18 protein-coding genes are annotated in these 20905 nt (G+C 73.1%); 13 read left to right on the top strand and 5 right to left on the bottom strand.

Annotation, left to right across the window (positions count from 1 at the left end):
• The first annotated feature begins 372 nt into the window (after positions 1 to 372).
• Positions 373 to 1014, top strand: coding sequence for a DUF4232 domain-containing protein (locus OG522_RS21135; RefSeq protein ID WP_329464551.1), 642 nt, complete (start codon positions 373 to 375; stop codon positions 1012 to 1014).
• A 32-nt stretch (positions 1015 to 1046) separates the two neighbouring features.
• Here the strand turns inward: OG522_RS21135 and OG522_RS21130 are convergent, their stop codons facing one another.
• The gene (locus OG522_RS21130; protein ID WP_329464550.1) at positions 1047 to 1994 is read right to left on the bottom strand and encodes an EamA family transporter; all 948 of its coding nucleotides are present in this window, start codon (positions 1992 to 1994) and stop codon (positions 1047 to 1049) included.
• A gap of 200 nt (positions 1995 to 2194) precedes the next feature.
• Positions 2195 to 5017, bottom strand: a complete 2823-nt coding sequence (locus OG522_RS21125; RefSeq protein ID WP_329464549.1) for an FAD-binding and (Fe-S)-binding domain-containing protein — start codon at positions 5015 to 5017, stop codon at positions 2195 to 2197.
• Positions 5018 to 5287: 270 nt separating this feature from the next.
• Between OG522_RS21125 and OG522_RS21120 the strand changes: the two genes are divergently transcribed.
• The 8 genes from OG522_RS21120 to OG522_RS21085 all read left to right on the top strand — a co-directional run bounded on the left by OG522_RS21120 (position 5288) and on the right by OG522_RS21085 (position 12838).
• On the top strand, positions 5288 to 6709 hold the full coding sequence (locus OG522_RS21120; RefSeq protein ID WP_329464548.1) for a sensor histidine kinase: 1422 nt from the start codon (positions 5288 to 5290) through the stop codon (positions 6707 to 6709).
• Positions 6706 to 7107 carry a roadblock/LC7 domain-containing protein gene (locus tag OG522_RS21115; protein ID WP_100573913.1) on the top strand — a complete coding sequence of 134 codons (402 nt, stop codon included), beginning with the start codon at positions 6706 to 6708 and terminating at the stop codon, positions 7105 to 7107. The genes OG522_RS21120 and OG522_RS21115 overlap by 4 nt, the downstream gene beginning before the upstream one ends.
• The gene (locus OG522_RS21110) at positions 7104 to 7451 is read left to right on the top strand and encodes a DUF742 domain-containing protein (RefSeq protein ID WP_329464547.1); all 348 of its coding nucleotides are present in this window, start codon (positions 7104 to 7106) and stop codon (positions 7449 to 7451) included. The genes OG522_RS21115 and OG522_RS21110 overlap by 4 nt, the downstream gene beginning before the upstream one ends.
• Positions 7432 to 8031 carry a GTP-binding protein gene (locus tag OG522_RS21105; RefSeq protein ID WP_329464546.1) on the top strand — a complete coding sequence of 200 codons (600 nt, stop codon included), beginning with the start codon at positions 7432 to 7434 and terminating at the stop codon, positions 8029 to 8031. Before OG522_RS21110 ends, OG522_RS21105 begins: the two co-directional genes overlap by 20 nt.
• A complete protein-coding gene (locus OG522_RS21100; protein ID WP_443074724.1) occupies positions 7935 to 9257 on the top strand; it encodes a cytochrome P450 in 1323 nt (440 codons plus the stop codon). The genes OG522_RS21105 and OG522_RS21100 overlap by 97 nt, the downstream gene beginning before the upstream one ends.
• Positions 9254 to 10495, top strand: coding sequence for a cytochrome P450 family protein (locus OG522_RS21095; RefSeq protein ID WP_329464544.1), 1242 nt, complete (start codon positions 9254 to 9256; stop codon positions 10493 to 10495). The genes OG522_RS21100 and OG522_RS21095 overlap by 4 nt, the downstream gene beginning before the upstream one ends.
• A gap of 259 nt (positions 10496 to 10754) precedes the next feature.
• Positions 10755 to 11873: a phosphoserine transaminase gene (gene serC, locus OG522_RS21090; protein WP_329464543.1), complete on the top strand. Its 1119-nt coding sequence runs from the start codon at positions 10755 to 10757 to the stop codon at positions 11871 to 11873.
• Positions 11874 to 12172: 299 nt separating this feature from the next.
• Entirely contained in the window at positions 12173 to 12838 is a 666-nt protein-coding gene (locus tag OG522_RS21085) for a DUF4360 domain-containing protein (protein WP_329464542.1), read from the top strand.
• 61 nt (positions 12839 to 12899) lie between these two features.
• Here the strand turns inward: OG522_RS21085 and OG522_RS21080 are convergent, their stop codons facing one another.
• The gene (locus OG522_RS21080) at positions 12900 to 13871 is read right to left on the bottom strand and encodes a WD40 repeat domain-containing protein (RefSeq protein WP_329464541.1); all 972 of its coding nucleotides are present in this window, start codon (positions 13869 to 13871) and stop codon (positions 12900 to 12902) included.
• A gap of 87 nt (positions 13872 to 13958) precedes the next feature.
• Here OG522_RS21080 and OG522_RS21075 point away from each other — a divergent pair, with 87 nt between their 5' ends.
• Complete coding sequence (locus OG522_RS21075; protein WP_329464540.1) at positions 13959 to 14639, top strand: SGNH/GDSL hydrolase family protein; 681 nt, start codon at positions 13959 to 13961, stop codon at positions 14637 to 14639.
• On the opposite strand, the gene OG522_RS21070 is transcribed toward OG522_RS21075, so the two are convergent.
• Positions 14627 to 15520, bottom strand: coding sequence for an MBL fold metallo-hydrolase (locus OG522_RS21070; RefSeq protein ID WP_329464539.1), 894 nt, complete (start codon positions 15518 to 15520; stop codon positions 14627 to 14629). The genes OG522_RS21075 and OG522_RS21070 overlap by 13 nt on opposite strands.
• A gap of 114 nt (positions 15521 to 15634) precedes the next feature.
• On the opposite strand from OG522_RS21070, the gene OG522_RS21065 reads away from it, so the two are divergent.
• Entirely contained in the window at positions 15635 to 16537 is a 903-nt protein-coding gene (locus tag OG522_RS21065) for an AraC family transcriptional regulator (protein ID WP_329464538.1), read from the top strand.
• Here the strand turns inward: OG522_RS21065 and OG522_RS21060 are convergent.
• Positions 16527 to 17435, bottom strand: a complete 909-nt coding sequence (locus OG522_RS21060; RefSeq protein ID WP_329464537.1) for an NADP-dependent oxidoreductase — start codon at positions 17433 to 17435, stop codon at positions 16527 to 16529. The two genes, OG522_RS21065 and OG522_RS21060, sit on opposite strands and share 11 nt — an antisense overlap.
• A gap of 151 nt (positions 17436 to 17586) precedes the next feature.
• Here OG522_RS21060 and OG522_RS21055 point away from each other — a divergent pair, with 151 nt between their 5' ends.
• Positions 17587 to 19020 carry a LuxR C-terminal-related transcriptional regulator gene (locus OG522_RS21055; RefSeq protein WP_329464536.1) on the top strand — a complete coding sequence of 478 codons (1434 nt, stop codon included), beginning with the start codon at positions 17587 to 17589 and terminating at the stop codon, positions 19018 to 19020.
• 124 nt (positions 19021 to 19144) lie between these two features.
• Positions 19145 to 20860, top strand: a complete 1716-nt coding sequence (locus OG522_RS21050; protein WP_329464535.1) for a bifunctional 3'-5' exonuclease/DNA polymerase — start codon at positions 19145 to 19147, stop codon at positions 20858 to 20860.
• Positions 20861 to 20905 lie beyond the last annotated feature (45 nt).

Below are 20905 nucleotides of genomic sequence, written 5' to 3'. Positions count from 1 at the left end.
TTTATTTCCGGCCTTGTTTCTCGCCAGCCCGACCGGGCGGGACGGGAGGGGTGGGGAAGGGTTGGGGAGAGCACGCCACCAATCGCCGTCAAGATCCGCCGGGTTACGGGTCTGTCCCAGCGGCGGCGGCCGCGAACCGGTGCGGAGCGGGGGCGCGGACCGCCGTCCCGACCAGCCTGCGGCATGGCCCGGCGGGGTGCGCCCGGTGGCAGGTGCGCGCTGTGCGTCGGCTGTGCGTGTAACAGGAATGTCCTGGGCGGTGGTTGGGCGGAACGATTCACCAGGCCGGACCGGTCCTGATGGTCACAACGTTCGCTCGTACCGACCCGTACCGAGCGGCCCGTACCGCCAACCGATACCGAGGAAGAACCGATGCGCCTTCGCAGTCTCACCTTCGCAGCCCTGGCCGTTACCGCGGGTCTCTCGCTCACGGCCTGCCAGAGCGACGACGGCTCCCCGGCGCCGAGCGACCCGTCGGCCGCGTCCAGCGCGTCCGCCTCGGGCGGCGGTTCGGGCTCCTCCGGTTCGGATCAGGGCGGCGGGAAGGGCACGACCGCCGGGACCGGCTCCGGCGGCTCCGCCGGGAGCGCCAAGGGCGGCAAGTGCCGCACCGGCGACCTGAAGATCACGGCGACGGACAGCACCGTCGGTGGCGACGCGGATCGCACCGTCGCGGTGGAGTTCAAGAACGTCAGCGGTCACGACTGCTCGGTTTCCGGGTTCGCGGGGGTCGACCTGAAGACGAACTCGGGGTCGCTGTCGGCGAAGCGCACGGGGCAGTCGGCCAGCCCGTACACCCTCAAGAACGGGAAGTCGGTCTTCTTCGGCATCAACTACCCGGCCAACAACTCGGGCGGCTCCGGCGTCCGCGTCACCGGGCTCGTGGTGACCCCGCCGGGCGAGACGAAGTCGGTCACCCTCGCCTGGCCGGGCGCCGCCACGCTGCCCGTCACGGAGGGCGGCGACTCCCCGGTGAAGGTCGGCCCGATCGGCAGCGCCGGCCAGGGCGGCTGACCCCGACACGGCCGGGCCGGGGCCGCTCGGCGCTATCCCGAGACCGCCCCGACCTGCGTCCGCACCGCCCCCATGCTCGCCCCGATCACGAGCGCGATCGCCAGCGCCTGAAGCCAGGACAGCGCCTGGCCCAGGATGAGGAAACCCGCCGTCGCCGCGATCGCCGGTTCGAGACTCATCAGGACCGCGAAGGTGGACGCGGGCAGGCGGCGCAGGGCGAGGAGTTCGAGGGTGTACGGAAGCACCGAGGACAGCACCGCCACGGCCGCGCCGAGCGCCATGGTCGACGGGACGAGCAGCGTGCTTCCCGCCTGCGCGATGCCGATCGGCAGGAAGAGCACCGCCGCCACCGCCATCGCGAGTGCCAGCCCGTCGGCCTGCGGGAAACGCCGCCCGGTGCGCGCGCTGAACAGGATGTACACCGCCCAGCACGCACCCGCCCCCAGCGCGTAGGCGGCGCCCACCGGGTCCAGGGCGTCGAAGCCGCCGCCGCCGAGCAGGACGACCCCGGCGAGCGCGAGACCCGCCCACAGGAGGTTGACGAGGCGGCGGGAGGCGATCACGGAGAGGGTGAGCGGGCCGAGCACCTCAAGGGTGACGGCGACGCCGAGGGGGATGCGGTCGACGGCCTGGTAGAACAGCCCGTTCATGCCGGCCATCACGGTGCCGAACGCGACGACCGTGCCCCAGTCGGCCCGCGAGTGTCCACGCAGTTTCGGACGGCAGATCAGCATGAGCACGATCGCCGCGGCGGCGAGGCGCAGTGTGACGACTCCCGCGGCGCCCGCCCTCGGCATCAGGGTCACCGCCACGGCGGCGCCGAACTGCACGGATATGCCGCCCGCCACCACGAGCGCGACCGGCCCGAGCCCGGCCCGCCGGCCGCCCCCGCCACGCTTCAGCGCACCGGCCGCCTCCGGCACGGCGACGGCGGCCGCCGCGACCGGCTCCGCCGCACGTGCGCTGTTGACCGGATTCACCGGCACTCCCCTCACAGATCAGCCCAGGGCTCGAAGGTTCCGCGGCAACGAAAGCGGCCGCGGGAGAGCCCCCGGGAACGGCAGTCCATCTTGATGAACTATCGCATCCACTATGTTGCACTGCACCTCGCGAGCGCAACAGCCTTCCCGGATCAAACGGAAGGGTGCCCTCCATCTAATGTAAGCGGCGCTTCGGCTTCCTACCCCTCACCGTCCAGCCGCTCCGCGAGCACCTCGGCGAGGTGCCGGGCCCTGCGACCGGCCAACTGGGCCAGCTGCGTACGGCAGGAGTAGCCGTCGGCCAGCACTTCGGTGCCGGGCGGAGCGTCCCGTACCGCGGGGAGCAGCTGTTCCTCCGCGCAGGCCACCGACACCTCCCAGTGGCCGCGTTCGAACCCGAAGTTCCCGGCGAGCCCGCAGCAGCCCCCGCTCAGCCCGCCCGTCAGGCCCGCCTTCTCGCGCAGCCGGCGCTCGGCGGCGTCCCCCAGCACCGCGTGCTGATGGCAGTGGGTCTGCCCCACGACCGGGCGGTCGACCCGCGGCGGGTCCCAGTACGGCGCGCGCTCCTCGACGGCCTGCGCGAAGGTGCGCACCGCGGCCGCGAGGCGGGCGGCCCGCGGATCGGCGGGGAGCAGCTCGGGCAGGTCCGTACGCAGGGCGGCCGCGCAGCTCGGTTCGAGTACGACGACGGACAGGCCCGCCTCGCCCAGGAGCGGGTCCATGACGTCCAGGGTGCGGCGCATGACCGTCCGCGCGCGGTCGAGCTGTCCGGTGGAGACGTAGGTGAGGCCGCAGCAGACGCGGCCCGCCGGGAGTGCCGCGTCCACCCCCGCGTCCGCCAGGACGCGCAGAGCCGCCCGGCCCACCTGCGGGGAGAGGTGGTTGGTGAAGGTGTCCGGCCACAGGATCACGTCCGGGTCCGGCGGTGCCGGCCTGCTCCGCACGGCGCGCAGGAAGGTGCGCGGCGCGAGAGCCGGGAGCGTCCGCTCCGGCGCGATCCCGGCGAGCTGTTTGGCGAGGGCGGCCAGCGGGCGGACGCGGGCCGCCGCGTTCAGCGGGCGGGCCAGCGGCGCGGCCACCCGCAGCCACTCGGGGAGCCGGCCCATCGCGTAGTGGGCGGCGGGACGGCGGCGCCCCTGGTAGTGCTGGTGCAGGAACTCCGCCTTGTACGTGGCCATGTCCACGCCGACCGGGCAGTCGCTGCGGCAGCCCTTGCAGGACAGGCACAGATCGAGCGCGTCGCGCACCTCCTCGGAGCGCCAGCCGTCCGTGACCACCTCCCCCGCGAGCATCTCGTGCAGCAGCCGGGCCCGGCCCCGCGTCGAATGCTGCTCCTCCCCGGTGGCCCGGAAGGACGGGCACATCACATCGGCTGAACTCCCCTTCTCCGTACGGCATTTGGCGACGCCCACACATCTGCGGACCGCCGCCGTGAAGTCGCCCCCGTCGTGCGGGTAGCCGAACGCCACGTCCACCGGCCGCCGCGGCAGCACCTCGAAGCGCAGGTTCTCGTCGAGCCGGGCGGGCCGGGCGAGGATGCCTGGGTTGAGGATCCCGGCCGGGTCCCAGAGGTCCTTGAACTCGCCGAAGACGCCGACCAGTTCACTCCCGTACATCTTCGGGAGCAGCTCGGCGCGGGCCTGCCCGTCGCCGTGTTCGCCGCTGAGCGAGCCGCCGTGCGCGACGACCAGGCCGGCCAGGTCCTCGGAGAAGTCCCTGAAGCGCGCAATACCGGCGGGCGTCAACAGGTCGAAGTCGATGCGGACATGAATGCAGCCGTCCCCGAAGTGCCCGTACGGGGCGCCGCGCAGCTCGTGGGATGAGAGGAGGTTGCGGAACTCCTTCAGATACGTGCCCAGTCGGGCGGGCGGCACCGCGCAGTCCTCCCAGCCGGGCCAGGCCTCGGTGCCGTCGGGCATCCGGGTCGCGGTGCCCGCGGCGTCCTCGCGGATCCGCCACAGCGCGCGCATCCCGGCCGGGTCGCTCACCACGGCGGTCGCGAGCGCGTCTCCCGCGCGCGCCAGCTCCGCGGCGCGCGCCCGCGCTTCGCTCTCCGTCGCCCCACCGCTCTCCACGAACAGCCAGGCCCCGCCGCGCGGCAGTCCGACCTCGCCGCGCACCCGTACGAGGTCGGCGGCCATGCCCTCCACGGTCAGCGGGCGGTACCGGAGGAGCCCGGGGGCCGCCTCGGCCGCCGCGCTCTCATCCGCGTAGCCGAGCACGGCGAGGGCGAGGGCGGGCGGTGGCTCCACCAGGCGGACGGTCGCCTCGGTGACCACCCCCAGCGTGCCCTCACTGCCGCAGAACGCCCGCGCGAGATCGGCGCCGCGCTCGGGGAGCAGGGCGTCCAGGGCGTAGCCGGAGATGCGGCGCGGCAGATCCTGGGGGTAGCCGGTGCGCAGGATCGACAGATGACGGCTGACGAAATCGCTCAGTCCGGCAGGCGCCGTCGAGTTCCGCCAGCCCTGCGCAAGGTGGTGAAACGTGCCCTGGGCGCCGACGACGCCGAGGTCACGGATGTTGTCGGCCGTCGTCCCCCAGGCCACCGAGTGCGATCCGCACGCGTTGTTGCCGATCATCCCGCCCAGCGTGCACCGGCTGTGCGTCGAGGGATCGGGCCCGAAGGTGAGCCCGTACGGGGCGACCGCCTCGCGCAGTACGTCGAGCACAACTCCCGGCTGCACCACGGCAGTCCGCTCCTCGGCATTGACCGAGACGAGTGAGCGCATGAAGCGGGTGAAGTCGAGCACGACCCCGGTGCCGGTCGCCTGGCCCGCGATCGAGGTGCCGCCACCGCGCGACACCACCGGCACCCCGTACGTCCGGCAGACCTCAAGGACGGCCGCCACGTCGTCCGCGTCGCGCGGGGCGACCACGCCCAGGGGTACCCGGCGGTAGTTCGAGGCGTCCATCGTCGTCAGGGCGCGGGCGGTGGCCGTGAAGTCCACCCGGCCGCGCACCACCCGCAACAGCTCCCGCTCCAGCTCGCGTTCGGGTCCGGTGTTCTGCGCGCCATCCTCCATGGGCCCAGGATGCCCCGGCGCGGGCCGGTTCCGGGCCCGAGACCGGCCGCTCGCGAGCCGGGCGCGGCGCTGCCGCCCTGTCCTGATACAGCCTCAGATGGCCGGAATATGGCTCTCCGAGGCCCTTCAGCGACCACAATGAGCCGCAATCTTCACCAAGAACTATCCATTTCGCTCACCAACTCTCCTATAGTTACCCCTCATTACCGGCCCCCTCCAGGAACACTTCCTTCCGTTTCGCCCGCCATTAGCGCTGTAAGGCATTGATCGATGACGGCGTCGCCCTCCACCACCCGCCCCTCCACGCTGGCCCTGCTGATCACGGCGGTGGTCACCGGCGTGTTCTGCACGGTGGCGGTGGTCGCGGCCGCGCCCGGCTCCCGCGCCGTACTCGGCTGGAGCCTCGGCGGTGCGGCGGCACTGCTGAGCGCCGGCGCCTATGCCGTGACGCACACCGTGCTGCGCAACCGCGTCCTGCGCTCCCGGCTCGCCGACCTCAACCACCAGATCAGCGCCCAGGAGGCCAACGCCGCCCGGCGCAGCGCCGACGCGGTACGCCTGGACGCCGCGCAGGCCGCCGAGCGCAAGGCCATGCTCGCCGCCCACGCCGCCGAGCTGCGCCGCGCCGAGTCGGCGCGGGCCGCCGCCCTCGCCGCCACCGCCAACGCGGCGGGCCGCATGCAGGCGCTGGCCACCGGCATGCTCGCCGACCTGCGCGAGATGGAGCACCGGCACGCCGACGAGGACGTGCTCGGCGACCTCCTCCACCTCGACCACCGCACCGCCCAGGCGGGCCGCCTCGCGGACTCCATCGCCGTACTGACCGGGGCGCGTTCGGGGCGCCGCTGGGCCAAGCCCATCGTCATGGAATCCATCCTGCGCGGCGCCATGGGGCGCATCGGCGGCTATCAGCGCGTCCGGCTGCACTCCACCAGCGACGCGGCCGTCGCCGGGCACGCCGCCGAGGGCGTCATGCACGCCCTGGCCGAACTCCTCGACAACGCGGCCAACTTCTCGCCGCCGAGCGCCGAGGTCCACGTGTACGTGGAGGACGTCCCGGCCGGGGTGATCATCACGGTCGAGGACAGCGGTCTGGTGATGAGCGAGGTGCAGCAGCGCCGCGCCGAGCAGGCTGTTTCCGGCCAGTCCACGGACCTGGCCGGGCTCTCCGGAACACGGCTCGGCCTCGCGGTCGTCGGCCGCCTGGCGCGCAAGCACGGCCTCACGGTGTCGTTCCGGCCGTCCGCGCGCGGCGGCACCGGCGCGCTGATGCTGCTCCCGCACGAACTGATCACCCACGTCGCCACCACTCCGGCCGCGCCCGCCACCGTCGTACCGCACGAGCCACAGGCGCCGCAGGCACCGCGCGAGTCGCAGGCACCGCAGGCGGCACCCGAGCCGGAGGCCGCCCACGAACCGGCGTCCGATGCCCAGGGCGCCGCCGCGACGCGCTCCGGGTCCCCCGCCGAACCCAGCGCCGAAACCAGTGGCGAATTCCCGCAGTTCGGCGAGAGCGGGCTGCCCAAGCGCAAGCGCGGCCGGGCGCTGGCCGCCGCCCACCCCGAGGGTCCCGACGCCCTGGCGGCCCCGGCCCCCGCATCGGACGCCGCATCCCGGGCGGCCGCCCGCTTCAGCAGCTTCCGCCAGGCCGTACGCGCGAAATCACCCACCCCGGAAGGCACCCCCGAATGACCGGCACCACCACCGACGAGAAGCTCAACTGGCTCCTGGAGAACCTGCTCCAGCGCACGCCCGGCGCACGCCACGCGCTCGTCCTGTCCCGCGACGGCCTCAAGCTGTGCCGCACGCCGGAGCTCTCCGTCGACCAGGCCGACCAGCTCGCCGCGATCGCCGCGGGCATCCAGAGCCTGTCGCACGGGGCGTCGATGGAGTTCGGCGACGGGAGTGGCGGGGTGCGCTCCGCGATGGCCGAGTTCTACGGCGGCATCCTCTTCATCGTCGAGGCCGGCGAGGGCGCGCACCTCGCGGTGGTCGCCGCCGAGGACGCGGACGCCGGGCTCGTCGGACACAACATGTCCGAGCTGGTGGAGCAGCTCGGCGAATACCTCAGCGCCGAGCCGCGGGCATGAGCAGGCCGGGCCGGGACGACTCGCCGGACCGGCTCTACACCCTCACCGGCGGCCGCAGCCGCTCCGGCTCGGACGCCTTCGACCTGGTCACCCTGGTGGTCACCGAGTCAGATCCGGCGCCCGGCATGCAGTCCGAGCACGTGGCGATCCTGCGCATGTGCCGCTTCCCCACGGCGGTCGTGGAGATCGCGGCCGAGCTGGGCCTGCCCGTCACGGTGGCGCGCATCCTGCTCGCCGACCTGCACGCCACCGGCGCGATCAGCGCCCGCCATCCACGCTCGGCCCACCGCCTTCCCGATTCCGACATCCTGGAGCAGGTGCTCGTTGGCCTCCGAAATCTCTGAACGGCCCGCCCTGGCGAGAACCGCGGACAACGGCCTGAAAATCGTCGTCGTCGGTGGTTTCGGCGTCGGAAAGACGACCATGGTGCGCTCGGTCAGCGAGATACGTCCGCTGAACACCGAGGAGACCATGACCAAGGCCGGCGAGGCGGTGGACGACCTCGACGGCGTCGGCACGAAGTCGGCCACCACCGTCGCCTTCGACTTCGGCCGCATCACGCTGGACGCGCACAACGTCCTGTACCTGTTCGGCGCGCCCGGCCAGGAGCGGTTCTGGTTCCTGTGGGACCGGCTGTTCGCGGGCACGCTCGGCGCGGTCGTCCTCGTCGACACGCGCCGCCTCGCGGACTCCTGGTACGCCATCGACCGCCTGGAACACCACGGCACGCCGTTCGTCGTGGCCTGCAACGACTTCGGTGGGCCCCCGCACACCGAGGCCCAGGTCCGCGAGGCGCTCGACCTGCCCCCCGAGGTGCCGCTGATGCGATGCGACGCCCGGTCCCGCCAGTCCAGCAAGTCCGTCCTCATCACCCTCGTAGAACATCTCGCACGCCTGCAGAAGGCACCGGAGCTCATACCGTGACGTGCCCCATTCCCGCCCCCGTCCCGCTGAGCGGGCCCCGGTTCCAGACCGAACCGAACGCGCTGTACCGGGACATGCGGCGCGACCACGGCGCCGTGGCACCCGTCGTCCTCGACGGTGACGTCCCGGCCTGGCTGGTCCTCGGCTACCGCGAGCTGCACCAGGTCACCAGCGACCCGATGCTGTTCTCACGCGACTCCGACCTGTGGAACCAGTGGGACCGCATCCCCGCCGACTGGCCGCTGCTCCCCATGATCGGGCGCAAGCAGCCGTCGATCCTGTACACGGTCGGCGAGCGCCACCGCGAGCGCGCCGCGATGGTCTCCGATGCCCTGGAGGCCGTCGACCCCTTCGAACTGCGCAGCCACGCCGAGCGGTTCGCGGACGAGCTCATCGACGCCCTGTGCACCGGCACCACCGCCGACATCGTCGGCCAGTACGCGATGCTCCTGCCGGTCCGGGTGCTGGCCCGGCTCTACGGGTTCGCCGACGAGCAGGGCCCCGGCCTGGTCACCGCCCTGAACGACATGGTCAACGGCAGGGAGGGCGCCCTTGAGGGCCAGCGCCATCTCGCCGAGTCGATGTACGCGCTGCTCACCGCCAAGCAGGTCGAGCCGGGCGAGGACGTGGCGTCCCGGATGCTCGCCAATCCGTACGGCTTCACCGTCGAGGAGGTCGGCCAGGACCTCATGGTGATGTTGGCCGCGGGCCACCAGCCCACCGCCGACTGGATCGGCAACTCGCTGCGCCTGATGCTCACCGACGACCGGTTCGCGGCCTCCCTCGCGGGCGGCCGGCACAGCGTCGGCGAGGCCATGAACGAGGTGCTCTGGGAGGACACCCCCACCCAGAACGTGGCGGGCCGCTGGGCCGCCCGCGACACCCGGCTCGGCGGCCGGCACGTCCGCGCCGGCGACCTGCTGCTGCTCGGCCTCGCCGCGGCCAACGGCGACCCGCAGGTACGGACCGACGCGGGCGCGCTGACCGGCGGGAACAACGCCTTCTTCTCGTTCGGGCACGGCGAGCACCGCTGCCCCTTCCCCGCGCAGGAGGTCGCCGAGGTCATCGCGCGCACCGGGATCGAGGTGCTGCTCGACCGGCTGCCGGACGTCGATCTCGCCCCGAACGCGGGGCCGTTGACCCGTCGGCCGTCCCCGTGGCTACGAGGCCTGACTGAGCTTCCCGTCACGTTCACTCCCACTCCCGCCCTTGGAGCAGTCAGATGAGCAGCCCGACGAAGTGCCCCGTCGACCACGGCGGTGCCATCACCCTCGACCCGTTCGTCGGCGACCTCGACGCCGAGAGCGCGGCGCTGCGCGCGGCCGGTCCGCTGGTACGGGTCGTGCTGCCCGGCGGGGTGGCCTGCTACTCCGTGACGCACCACGCGGAGGCCCGCCGGCTGCTCACCGATGCGCGCCTGGTCAAGGACATCGGCGCGTGGGGTGCCTGGCAGCGCGGCGAGATACCGCTGGACTGGCCGCTGATCGGGCTCGCCAACCCGGGCCGGTCGATGCTGACGGTCGACGGCGAGGAGCACCGGCGGCTTCGCACCCTGGTCGCACAGGCGCTGACCGTGCGCCGGGTGGAGCGACTGCGGGCGGGCATCGAGAAGCTGACCGGGTCCATGCTGGACCGTCTCGCCGCGCGTCCCGCCGGTGAAGTGGTCGACCTGAAGGCGGAGTTCGCGTATCCGCTGCCGATGAACGTCGTCAGCGAGCTGATGGGCGTGGACTCGGCCGATCACCCGCGCATGAAGGCCCTGTTCGAGAAGTTCTTCTCGACGCAGACGCCGCCCGATGAGGTGCCGGGCATGATGGCGGACCTGGGCGAGCTGTTCGGGCGGATCGTCGAGTCCAAGCGGCGCGCGCCGGGCGACGACCTGACCAGTGCGCTGCTCGCGGCGTCCGAGGACGGCGACCACCTCACGACGGAGGAGATCACCAACACCCTCCAGCTGATGGTCGCGGCGGGCCACGAGACCACGATCAGCCTCATCGTGAACGCGGTGGTGGCCCTGGAGACCCACCCCGAGCAGCGCGAGCTGGTGCTGACGGGGGCGGTGCCGTGGGAGAACGTGATCGAGGAGACGTTGCGCTGGTCCACGCCGACGTCGCACGTCCTGTTCCGTTTCGCGACCGAGGACGTGGCGGTGGGCGACCGGGTCCTCCCCGCGGGGGAGGCGCTGATCGTCTCGTTCGGTGCGATCGGGCGGGACGAGGCGCAGCACGGGCCGACCGCGGGCGACTTCGACGTGACCCGCGCGCCGGTGCGGCACATCTCCTTCGGCCACGGCCCGCACGTCTGCCCCGGAGCGGCCCTGTCCCGTCTGGAGGCCGCTGTCGCCCTTCCGGCCCTGTACGCCCGCTTTCCTGGGTTGGCCCTGGCGGTCCCGCGCGCCGAGCTCCGCAACAAGCCGATCGTGACCCAGAACGACCTGTTCGACCTGCCGGTGCGGCTGGGCTGACCGGGGGGGGCTTTGCCCCCGGCCCCCTGCTCCTCAACGCCGGAGGGGCTGGATTTCGGCCGCGGACCGTGGCCGGCCGGTCGCGCAGTTCCCCGCGCCCCAGAACCCGCTCTCGGCCTGCGGGCCGCCGGTGGCCGGTCGCGCAGTTCCCCCGCGCCCCTGGCGACGAGCCCCAGGCGGTCCCGGCCCGGTCTGTGGGGCCCGTCTCATCGGGCGGACCTGGCGGACCGGGTGGCCCGGAACCGGATACGCTCCCGCCGTGGCTGAAATCCAGATTCCCGCTGACATGAAGCCCGCCGACGGCCGTTTCGGCGCGGGCCCCTCCAAGGTGCGTACGGAGGCGCTGGACGCCCTGGCCGCCACCGGTACCTCCCTCCTCGGCACCTCCCACCGCCAGGCCCCGGTCAAGAACCTGGTCGGCGAGGTGCGCCAGGGCATCCGTGACCTCTTCTCCCTCCCCGAGGGCTACGAGGTGATCCTGGGCAACGGCGGCTCCACCGCGTTCTGGGACGTCGCGACGCACGGCCTGATCGAGAACAAGTCCCAGCACCTGAACTTCGGCGAGTTCTCGTCCAAGTTCGCGAAGGCCGCCAAGCTGGCGCCCTGGCTGGCCGAGCCGACCGTCATCAGCAGCGACCCGGGTACGCACCCGGACCCGCGGGCCGAGGCGGGCGTGGACGTGTACGCGTTCACCCACAACGAGACCTCCACCGGTGTCGCCGCCCCGATCAAGCGCGTGGCGGGAGCCGACGAGGGCGCCCTCGTCCTGGTGGACGCCACCTCCGGCGCGGGCGGCCTGCCGGTCGACATCACCGAGACGGACGTCTACTACTTCGCCCCGCAGAAGTCGTTCGCCTCGGACGGCGGCCTGTGGCTCGCGGCGTTCTCGCCCGCCGCCCTGGAACGCGCCCAGCGCGTCCACGCCGGCGGCCGCCATGTGCCCGAGTTCTTCTCGCTGCCGACCGCGATCGACAACTCGCTGAAGAACCAGACGTACAACACCCCTGCCCTGTCCACCCTGTTCCTGCTCAACGAGCAGCTGAAGTGGATCAACGGCCAGGGTGGGCTCGACTGGTCGGTGCGGCGCACCGCGACCTCCTCGCGCACCCTGTACGGCTGGGCCGAGGACTCCAAGCACGCCTCCCCCTTCGTCACCGACCCGGCGAAGCGTTCGCAGGTCATCGGCACGATCGACTTCGCCGACGACATCGACGCCGCCGCGATCGCCAAGGTGCTGCGCGCCAACGGCATCGTCGACACCGAGCCGTACCGCAAGCTCGGGCGAAACCAGCTGCGCATCGCGATGTTCCCGGCGATCGACCCGGCCGACGTCGAGGCTCTGACGGCCTGCGTCGACTACGTCATCGAGCAGCTCTGAGGCTCGCCGACATCCCGGGTACGTAGCCGACACGTACGCGAACGAGGGGCCCGGCACCGCCACGGTGCCGGGCCCTATCGCGCGCCGTCACACGCCTCACGCCGCGGCCGATAACCGCCCTATTCCGCGGGGCGCTTGGTCCCTACCATCCAAAGCGATCCGGCGCGTCGCACACCACGGCCGGACCGGTCCGAAGGTTTGACATGTCCATGCCTCAACTACTTTTCGCACCGCGGGCATGGGCGCTCGGCTGGACTCCCCACATCCACGCAAGGCCACCGACAACCGATCGGAGCATCATGCCCGGTGCACTTCTCGCGAGCGGCGCGACCGCAGCGTTCCTCGCCAGCTCGCTCTTCACCCAGGCGGCCCCGGCCGCGCCCGCCCACATCGTCGCCCCGCCCGACAAGATCGTCATCGAGGTCGCGACCGTCAACGGCTCCGGCTGTCCGATCGGCACGGCCGCGGTCGCCGTCTCCCCGGACAACACCGCCTTCACCGTCACCTACAGCCAGTACCTGGCCCAGGTCGGCGTCGGCTCCAAGGCCACCGACTTCCGCAAGAACTGCCAGCTCAACCTGATCGTGCACGTCCCGAGCGGCTTCACCTACGCCGTGGCGAGCGCCGACTACCGCGGCTACGCCCACCTGGAGGGCGGCGCGACCGCCACCCAGAAGGCCTCGTACTACTTCCAGGGCTCGCCGGACACGGCGAGCAGATCGCACCCCTTCAACGGCCCGCTCGACAACGACTGGCAGGCCACCGACTCCACCGACTGGGGCCAGCTCGTCTGGGCCCCCTGCGGCGTCCAGCGCAACTTCAACATCAACACCGAACTGCGCGTGAACGCGGGCACCTCGGACCCGACCACGACCAACAGCTTCATCGCCATGGACTCCACCGACGGCGACATCCAGACCATCTACCACCTGGCCTGGAAGGAGTGCCCGACGCCGCAGCGCTGACGCCCCGCGCGCGGGGTGCGGATCCGGCCGCGCGCCGGGTCCGCACCTCCGGCACCCGGAGCTACGTCCGGCGCCGCAGGAGCCGCTTCGCGCCCACCCCGAGCACGGCGGCGCCCGCCACAACCATCGCGCCGAGCACCAGGTTCCCGTTGCCCGCACTGCCACCCGATTCGGTTGAACTCCCGCTCCCCGCAGGCGACTTGGCGCCTTCCCCCGCAAAGGGGACGCGCACCACCTCGCTGTCCGCGCCCTCCGTGCCGAACATCAGGGCGTTGCCGTCCGGGGTGAACGTCACCGACTCGGACTGCTGCTGCACGGGCACGCCCCGCACCGCGTTCCAGTCGCCGAGCGGGTTGCCCGCCCCGCCCTTCCAGGCGTACGCGGCCGCCGTGAAGTATCCGCGCAGCACCAGCGTCCTGCCGTCCGGCGAGAACGCGCCATCGGTCACCCAGGGCACCTCGCCGACCCGGCGGAAGATGTTCGTGCCGGAGGACGAAAGCGTCGCGGGCCCCTCGTAGAGGCCGCCGCCGCTCTCGCGCTTCGAGGCGATGTAGACCCGGCCGGTCTTGGGATGGACCATCAGCGCCTCGGCGTTGCGCGGCCCGTCGGCGTACTGGACGACGTACTGGGTGGCCTTGACCGTCTGGTCCCTGAGCTGGGCGGGCTCGTGGAAGCGGTAGATCCAGACGTGGTTCCAGGCGCCGTCCAGGTTGTCGCCGATGTCCCCGACGTAGAGGTCGCCGTCGGGCCCGATCGAGATCGCCTCCACGTCGCGCGGGTGCCCGATCCCCGCCATGGTGACGGTCGCCACCGTCCGCCCGGTCTTCGAGTCGACCGCGTACACATAGGGGCCGTCACCGCTGTCGTTGTGCGTCCAGTAGATGCCGGGGTGCGCGCGGCTGGCGGCGAGACCGCTGGACTCCGTGATCCGTGGGTCCTTGATCGTGAACCCGCCGTCGTCGGCCGTGGCGGACCCCGCCGCGCACAACAGGCCGAGTCCGGCCACCGCACACACCCTCAGAAGCGAACGCATGGCCCCAGTGTCCACGCCCGCGTCCGAAGGCCGGGGGTGTCCACCATCACGTCGCCGCCGCCGTACCGATCGGTAATGATGACCCCCATGCGTTTTCTCTTCGTCGGCGACTCCATGACCATCGGGTGCCCCGGCGACTTCACCTGGCGCTACCGCATGTGGCGCCACCTCGAAGCGTCCTTCGGCGGCCCGTACGAGATCGTCGGCCCGCGCGACGCCCTGTACGACCCGGCGGCCGGCGCACCCGTCTCGCACGCCTACGCCACCCCGGACTTCCCGGTCGCGGCCCGCCGCCACCTCGCGGGCTGGGGCGAGGGCTGGCTGCACATGGCGCCGCTCATCGGCCCGGCGGTCGCCGAGAGCCGGGCCGACGTGCTGCTCGTCTCGCTGGGCCTGATAGACCTCGGCTTCTACACGGACGCCGAGCAGACCGCGGCCAACGTGCGGGCCTTCGTCGAGGGCGCCCGCGCGGCCAACCCGCGCGTGCGGATGGTCTGTCTGCCCGTCATCCCCAACGTGCGGGCCGAGACCGACGCGCCGTTCGCCGCCGAGGTGGACCGCTTCAACGAGCTGCTCGCCAAGGCGGTCGCCGACCTCGACTCGGCCGCCTCCCCGCTGCTGCTCGCCTCGGTCCCGGCCTCGTACGACATCCACCGCGACACCTACGACGGTACGCACCCGGGCGTCGGCGGCGAGCACAAGCTGGCCGCCGCGTTCGCCGACGCGCTGCACGGCGCCTGGGAGCTGGGCACGCGTTACGCGCTGTAGGAGGCCCAGTTCCGGACCGCGAACCGGCTTGCCTCGCGCCGCACTTCGAAGGCGCCGGGACCGCCGAAGTGGGCAGGAACGACGAGTTCACGCTCGTCGGCGGCGCGGCCGAGGATGCGGTGCCGGGTGGCGGCGGCCCCTGCCGCGTCCTCGCAGAAGCAGCTGTTGCAGGACGGTTCGGCGATCTGCACCGGGCTGTGCAGGAGATCGCCGACGAACACCGCCCGTTCGCCGCCGGAGGCCAGCCGCAGCACGGACGAGCCCGGCGTGTGTCCCGGCGCGGCCTCCAGGACGAGGTTGTCGTCGATGCGGTGCTCGCCCTCCCACAGCACGGCCTGCCCGGCCCGGACCACCGGCACGACGCTGTCCTCGAAGAGGGCCACGTCGTCCACGCGCAGGCCGCGGCCGCCCGCCGGGTCGAGGTGGGCGTGGTCGGCGGCCGGCATGAGGTAGGTGGCGTTGGGGAACGCGGGCACCCACTCGCCGGGCCCGTGGCCCACCGTGTTCCAGCCGATGTGATCAGCGTGCAGATGGGTGTTGACGACGACGTCGACGTCTTCGGGCCGCACCCCCGCCTGCGCCAACTGCCCCAGGAAATCGGTGTTCCGGTGGTGGAACATCGGAGTGCTGGGCCGCTCGCGGCCGTTGCCGACCCCGGTGTCCACGAGGACGGTCCGCCCGCCGCTGCGCAGCACCCAGGTCTGTAGGGCCCCCCTCCAGGTGTCGCTGTCCTGCTCCCAGAAATCCGGCCCGAGCAGGTCCTCGTTCGCCTTCCACACCTCGATGCCGGCGTCGGGAACGATCCGCCGCGCGGGCCCGAACGCGCCCTCCCACTCCACGACCCTGATGATCTCGACCTCGCCCAAGGTGATGCTCTGCACGCCTGCCGCCTTCCGCTCGATTCCGATACCGCCACCCTAAGAAGGCGGTCTGAGCCGCTCAATGCCTCCTCGGCTCATATGGATACGCGAACGGCTCATCGTTAGGCTGGCCGGATGGACGTGGTGAGCGACGCGATCTCCGCGGTCCGCGTGGGCCGCCCCTCTTCCACCAGGCTGCGGGTGGGCGGCAGTTGGTGCGCCCGCATCGCCCCGTACGAGGGTGCCGGCTTCCACGTCGCCCTGGCAGGAAGCTGCTGGATGCTGCCCGACGGCGGGTCGCCCCTCTGCCTGAACACGGGCGACGCGGTGCTGCTGCCGCACGGCACCGGGCACGTGATCGCCGACCGCCCGGCCGACCGGGCCACCGTCGAGCGGGCCGTCGACCTCGCGCGCGTCGCGGCCGTCCCGTCGGCCAACTCGGCAGCCGACACCGAGCTGTTGTGCGGCAAGTACCGGCTCGACCAGCGCCACGCCCACCCGTTGATGGCGGAGCTCCCCGATGTCGTGCACATCCCGAACCGGGCCGGCCGGCACGGCGAACTGCGTGCCGCGATCGACCTGTTGGGGCGCGAGGTCGCCACCTCGGCCCCCGGCTCCGCGGTCGCGCTGCCCAGCCTGCTCGACCTGCTGCTCGTCTACCTCGTACGGGCCTGGATGGCGGACAGCACCACCTCGCGCTGGCCGGCGGCGCTGAACGACCCGGTGGTCGCGGCGGCCCTGCGTGCCCTGCACGAGGACCCGGCCGAGGCCTGGAGCAACGAACGTCTGGCGGCCCGGGTGGGCGTGTCCCGGGCCACGTTGGCACGCCGGTTCACCGCCCTGGTCGGCCGGGCGCCGATGGCGTACCTCACCTGGTGGCGGCTCACCCGGGCCGCCGCCCTGCTCCGGGCCACCCCCGACGCGCTGGACACCATCGCCCGGCGCGTCGGCTACAGCAGCCCGTACGCCCTGTCGCACGCCTTCAGCAGGCAGTACGGCACGACGCCGGGGCGCTACCGGGCCGGCGTCACGGCTTGATGACCAGCTTGCCCTTGGCGTGGCCGGTCTCGCTCAGCTCCAGGGCCTTGATCGCGCCGGAGAGCGGGAAGGTCTCCGCGACGCGCACCCGCAGTCGGCCCTCGGCGGCGAGCTTGGCGTGGGCCTCGTAGACGGGCCCCGGGAGCGGCGTGCCACCGCCGCTGAAGGCGACGCCGAGGGCGGCGGCCTCCTGGTCGGCGATGGTGACGATGCGGGAGGTGGTGCCGCCGCGCAGCTCGATCGAGTCGGGCAGCGCGCCCCGCCCGGCCGCGTCGTACACCGCGTCGATGCCCTGCGGGGCCAGCGCGCGGACCCGCTCGACCAGTCCCTCCCCGTACGCCACCGCCGTCGCGCCGATCTCACGCAGGAAGGCGTGGTTGTCCGGGGACGCGGTGCCGATCACCGTGGCACCCCGGGCCACCGCGAGCTGCACGCCGACCGAGCCGGTCACGCCCGCGGCGCCGTGCACCAACAGGGTTTCGCCCGGCCCCAGTTCGAGCTCCTTGAGGACGCGCTCCGAGGTCTCCCCCGCGACGGGCAGCGCGACGGCCTGCTCCCAGCTCAGCCCGGCGGGCTTGGGTACGACATGGGTGGCGAGGGCGTACTCGGCGTACGCACCGGTGTCGGCCTGCCCGAACACCTCGTCGCCCACTTCCAACTCGGTTACGCCGTCGCCCAGTTCGTCCACGACGCCCGCCAGTTCCAGACCGGGGACCGAGGGGAGCGGGGTCGGGAACGCCGCCTGCATCCAACCGTTGCGGATCTTGTAGTCGACGGGGTTGACGCCCGCCGCGACCACCCTCACCCGCACCTGCCCGGGGCCCGGCCGCGGCTTCTCCCGCTCGCCCAGGGCCAGCACCTCGGGACCGCCGAACCGCTCGAACACGATCGCTTCCATCACAGCACTCCTCGTATCGCTCACCACGTGGTGGTTGACGTGGTGGTTCCAGCGTCCGTCGCCGACCGGCCCAACCCACCCCGCCTTACGGCCGGTTCGACCTGGCCACAAGACGGGGCACGGACGGCCGCGCCGACCGTACGCTGATGCGATGGAGCCCCGCACGAGCCGCAGTACGCCCCGCACCGGGACCGCCCCCGAGGCCCTCTCACTCGCCGCGGAGCTGGTGCGCGCGCCCATGGAGCGGCTCCTGCCGCTCCTGTCCGACGCCGTCGCGCCACTGGTCCCGCACACACTTGCCGCCGAACTGTCGCCGTACTGCGCGCATTCGCCGTTCAAGGCACACGGCCGAACGGAGGCGGCGCCGGCCGGGCGGGTCACCGTCCCCGAGCTCCGGACGATCGCCGCCGCGGTCGTGCCGGGCCGACCGTGGGCGGGCACGGCGGTGATCGGCGGCGAGGAGCGGGCGGTGGTGGCGGTGGTGAGCGAGGCGGCACCGATGTCGTCCCGGCTGCCGGTGCTCGTCCTGGTGGGCGAACCCGCCCCAGCCCCGGCCGGGGGCTCCGCCCGGCCATCGCCCGGCGGGAGGGGCACTCGCGTACGGGGCGGCGGGGAATCGCCCGGGGAGCGCGGTGCTCTGATGCGGGGCGGCGTGCGGGAGTCGGCCGGGGGTGGCCTCGCGGTGGAGGACGCCGAGGTGGTCCAGCAGCTCTGGGACCTGGTGACCGGGCATCGCGCGCGCATCGCCAGTGAGGGCGTGCCGGGACCGCTCGCCCAGTCGCGGGCCACCGCCGCCGAGCGGGCCCGGGTGATCGCCGAGCTGGGCGAGGCGTACGAGGCCGCGCTGACGGGGCTGCTGGGCGTGCTGCGCGGCAAGGACCTCGACGACCGGACGGCGCGGGCGCGCGCCGTCGAACTCGCGGTCTCCGCGCTGGTCGAGCTGCGCGCCGACGCCGACCGCGATCAGGAGCTCGCGGAGGAACCGGCCGGCGAGGCGTTCACACGGCTCGCCGACTCCCTGGAACCGCTGCTGCGGCACAACGAGGTGCGGCTCGAATTCGCCCCGCCCACGGCACAGGACGCCGACACGCCCGTCCCCGCGGACGTCGCCCACATCGCGCGCGCCGCGGTACGCGCCGTCGTGCTGGCCATGGCCGGGCAGCAGGGAGTGCGGCGCATCCACGTCCGCTGGCGGCTCGACGGCTGCCAACTGGTCGCGGCGGTACGGGACGACGGGCCCGGCGAACTGCCGCGCGAGGCGCTCGGCAGCCACCGGGTGACGCAGCGTGTGGCCGCCCTGGGCGGCACCCTCGCCGTCGACGCGCTGCCCGGCTGGGGCACCACGGTCACCGCGACCCTGCCGCTCGGCACGTCCCCGAGCCCGCGCGCCGACCCGCTGGCCGGGCTGCACCCGCGCGAGGCGGAGGTGCTCGGCCATCTCGCGCGCGGCCACCGCAACCGCACGATCGCGCAGGAGCTGCACATCAGCGAGTCGACGGTGAAGTTCCACGTCGCGAACATCCTGGCCAAGCTGGGGGTGAGCTCGCGGGGCGAGGCCGCGGCGCTGCTGCACACGGTGGCGTGATCGGGGCCGTGGTCGAACGGCACGTCGGGCCCGGGGCCGTGGTCGAACGGCACGTCGGAGGCGTGGTGCCAGGTGAGCGCGCCGCGCGGGGCCGTTGTCAGTGGTGGGTGCCAGACTCGATCACGTGGACGAACGGTGGGCCGTCGAGGCGACCGAGGGCGGCGGGGCACGGCTCGCACCCCTCGGGGACGACGGGCTGCCCGCGGGCCCGGTGCGCGAGGAGCCGGACCTTACCGAGGCCGTGCGCGGCCGCCCCGCGGTGGGCCGCTGGGTGTGGCGGTCCACCACCGAGATCTACCCCCGGCTGCTGGCCGCCGGGGTGCGCGTCGAGCGGTGCTACGACATCGAGGACGCCGAGCTGCTCCTGCTCGGGCACGAGGGCAGGCATGGCGAGCCCCGCTCGGCGGCGGCCGCCTGGGCCCGCCTGCACCACAGACCCGTACCGGCCGACCCGCCGCCCCGCGCGGCCGAACCGGGCTCCCAGTCATCCCTCTTCGAGCCCAGCGGCACCGCGGGCCTGCCCTTCGACGCGCTCCTGGAGGTGTACGCGGAACAGCAGCGCAGGCACGACCGCACCGAGCACCCGGGACGGATGCGGCTGCTCACCGCGTCGCAGTCGGCCGGGATGCTGGTCGCCGCCGAGATGAACCGAGCGGGGCTGCCGTGGCGGGCAGACGTCCACCGCGAATTGCTGAACGGCCTGCTCGGCGAGCGGTACGCGAGCGGCTCGCCGCGCACGGGCACCGGGGGCGAGCCGCGCCGTCTGGCGGAGCTGGCGGACCGGGTGTCGGCGGCCTTCGGACGCCGGGTCAGACCGGACCTGCCCGCCGACGTGGTGAAGGCCTTCGGCGAGGCGGGCTTCCGCATCAAGTCGACCCGGCGGTGGGAGCTGGCGGAGCTCGACCATCCCGCGGTCGAGCCGCTGATCGAGTACAAGAAGCTCTACCGGATCTGGACCGCGCACGGCTGGAGCTGGCTACAGGACTGGGTGCGCGAGGGCCGCTTCCGGCCGGAGTACACCCCGGGTGGCACCGTCAGCGGACGCTGGACCACCAACGGCGGGGGCGCCCTACAGATCCCCAAGGTCATACGACAGGCGGTCGTCGCCGACGAGGGCTGGCGCCTGGTGGTCGCCGACGCCGACCAGATGGAACCGAGGGTGCTCGCCGCGATCTCCCGCGACCCGGGCCTCATGGAGGTCGCGGGCCACGACGGCGACCTGTACACCTCGCTGTCCGACCGGGCCTTCTCCGGCGACCGCGACCACGCCAAGCTGGCGCTGCTCGGCGCGATCTACGGCCAGACATCGGGCGACGGCCTGAAGAACCTCGCCGCGCTGCGAAGACGTTTCCCCCGCGCGGTGGCGTACGTCGACGACGCGGCGAAGGCCGGCGAGGAGGGCCGCCTGGTCCGCACCTGGCTCGGCCGGACCAGCCCACCCGCGGCCGGATACGGGGACGCCGACGAGGCCGGGATCCCTCAGGAGGAGTCTCAACCAGGCTCCGGCGATGGAGAGTTCACCCCGGGCTACGCCTCCAGTGACGCTCGGGCGCGCGGCCGGTTCACCCGGAACTTCGTGGTGCAGGGCAGCGCCGCAGACTGGGCGCTGCTGCTGCTCGCCGCGCTGCGCCAGGCGCTCTTCACGGCCGGGCTCCGCGCCGAGCTGGTCTTCTTCCAGCACGACGAGGTGATCGTGCACTGCCCGGCCGAGGAGGCCGGAACGGTGGCGAAGGCGATCCGCGAGGCGGGCGAGCTGGCCGGGCGGATCGCCTTCGGGGACACTCCGGTGCGGTTCCCGTTCACGACGGCGGTGGTGGAGCGCTACTCGGACGCGAAGTAGGCGACGCGCGCGGCCGAACGCCCCACCGGCGACTCGAACCGACGG

The organism is Streptomyces sp. NBC_01431, assembly GCF_036231355.1.
GTDB lineage: Bacteria > Actinomycetota > Actinomycetes > Streptomycetales > Streptomycetaceae > Streptomyces.
Note: the sequence above shows the minus strand (reverse complement) of the source record. Positions and strands in the feature narration are given on the sequence as shown.

Excerpts from the sequence above, each read along its gene's own strand:
- OG522_RS21055 (WP_329464536.1), top strand. The coding sequence starts at position 17,587 with ATGGAGCCCCGCACGAGCCGCAGTACGCCCCGCACCGGGACCGCCCCC.
- OG522_RS21100 (WP_443074724.1), top strand. The coding sequence starts at position 7,935 with ATGCGACGCCCGGTCCCGCCAGTCCAGCAAGTCCGTCCTCATCACCCT.
- OG522_RS21095 (WP_329464544.1), top strand. The coding sequence starts at position 9,254 with ATGAGCAGCCCGACGAAGTGCCCCGTCGACCACGGCGGTGCCATCACC.
- OG522_RS21080 (WP_329464541.1), bottom strand. The coding sequence starts at position 13,871 with ATGCGTTCGCTTCTGAGGGTGTGTGCGGTGGCCGGACTCGGCCTGTTG.
- OG522_RS21065 (WP_329464538.1), top strand. The coding sequence starts at position 15,635 with ATGGACGTGGTGAGCGACGCGATCTCCGCGGTCCGCGTGGGCCGCCCC.
- OG522_RS21120 (WP_329464548.1), top strand. The coding sequence starts at position 5,288 with ATGACGGCGTCGCCCTCCACCACCCGCCCCTCCACGCTGGCCCTGCTG.
- OG522_RS21125 (WP_329464549.1), bottom strand. The coding sequence starts at position 5,017 with ATGGAGGATGGCGCGCAGAACACCGGACCCGAACGCGAGCTGGAGCGG.
- OG522_RS21060 (WP_329464537.1), bottom strand. The coding sequence starts at position 17,435 with ATGGAAGCGATCGTGTTCGAGCGGTTCGGCGGTCCCGAGGTGCTGGCC.
- OG522_RS21075 (WP_329464540.1), top strand. The coding sequence starts at position 13,959 with ATGCGTTTTCTCTTCGTCGGCGACTCCATGACCATCGGGTGCCCCGGC.
- OG522_RS21115 (WP_100573913.1), top strand. The coding sequence starts at position 6,706 with ATGACCGGCACCACCACCGACGAGAAGCTCAACTGGCTCCTGGAGAAC.
- OG522_RS21135 (WP_329464551.1), top strand. The coding sequence starts at position 373 with ATGCGCCTTCGCAGTCTCACCTTCGCAGCCCTGGCCGTTACCGCGGGT.
- OG522_RS21085 (WP_329464542.1), top strand. The coding sequence starts at position 12,173 with ATGCCCGGTGCACTTCTCGCGAGCGGCGCGACCGCAGCGTTCCTCGCC.
- OG522_RS21110 (WP_329464547.1), top strand. The coding sequence starts at position 7,104 with ATGAGCAGGCCGGGCCGGGACGACTCGCCGGACCGGCTCTACACCCTC.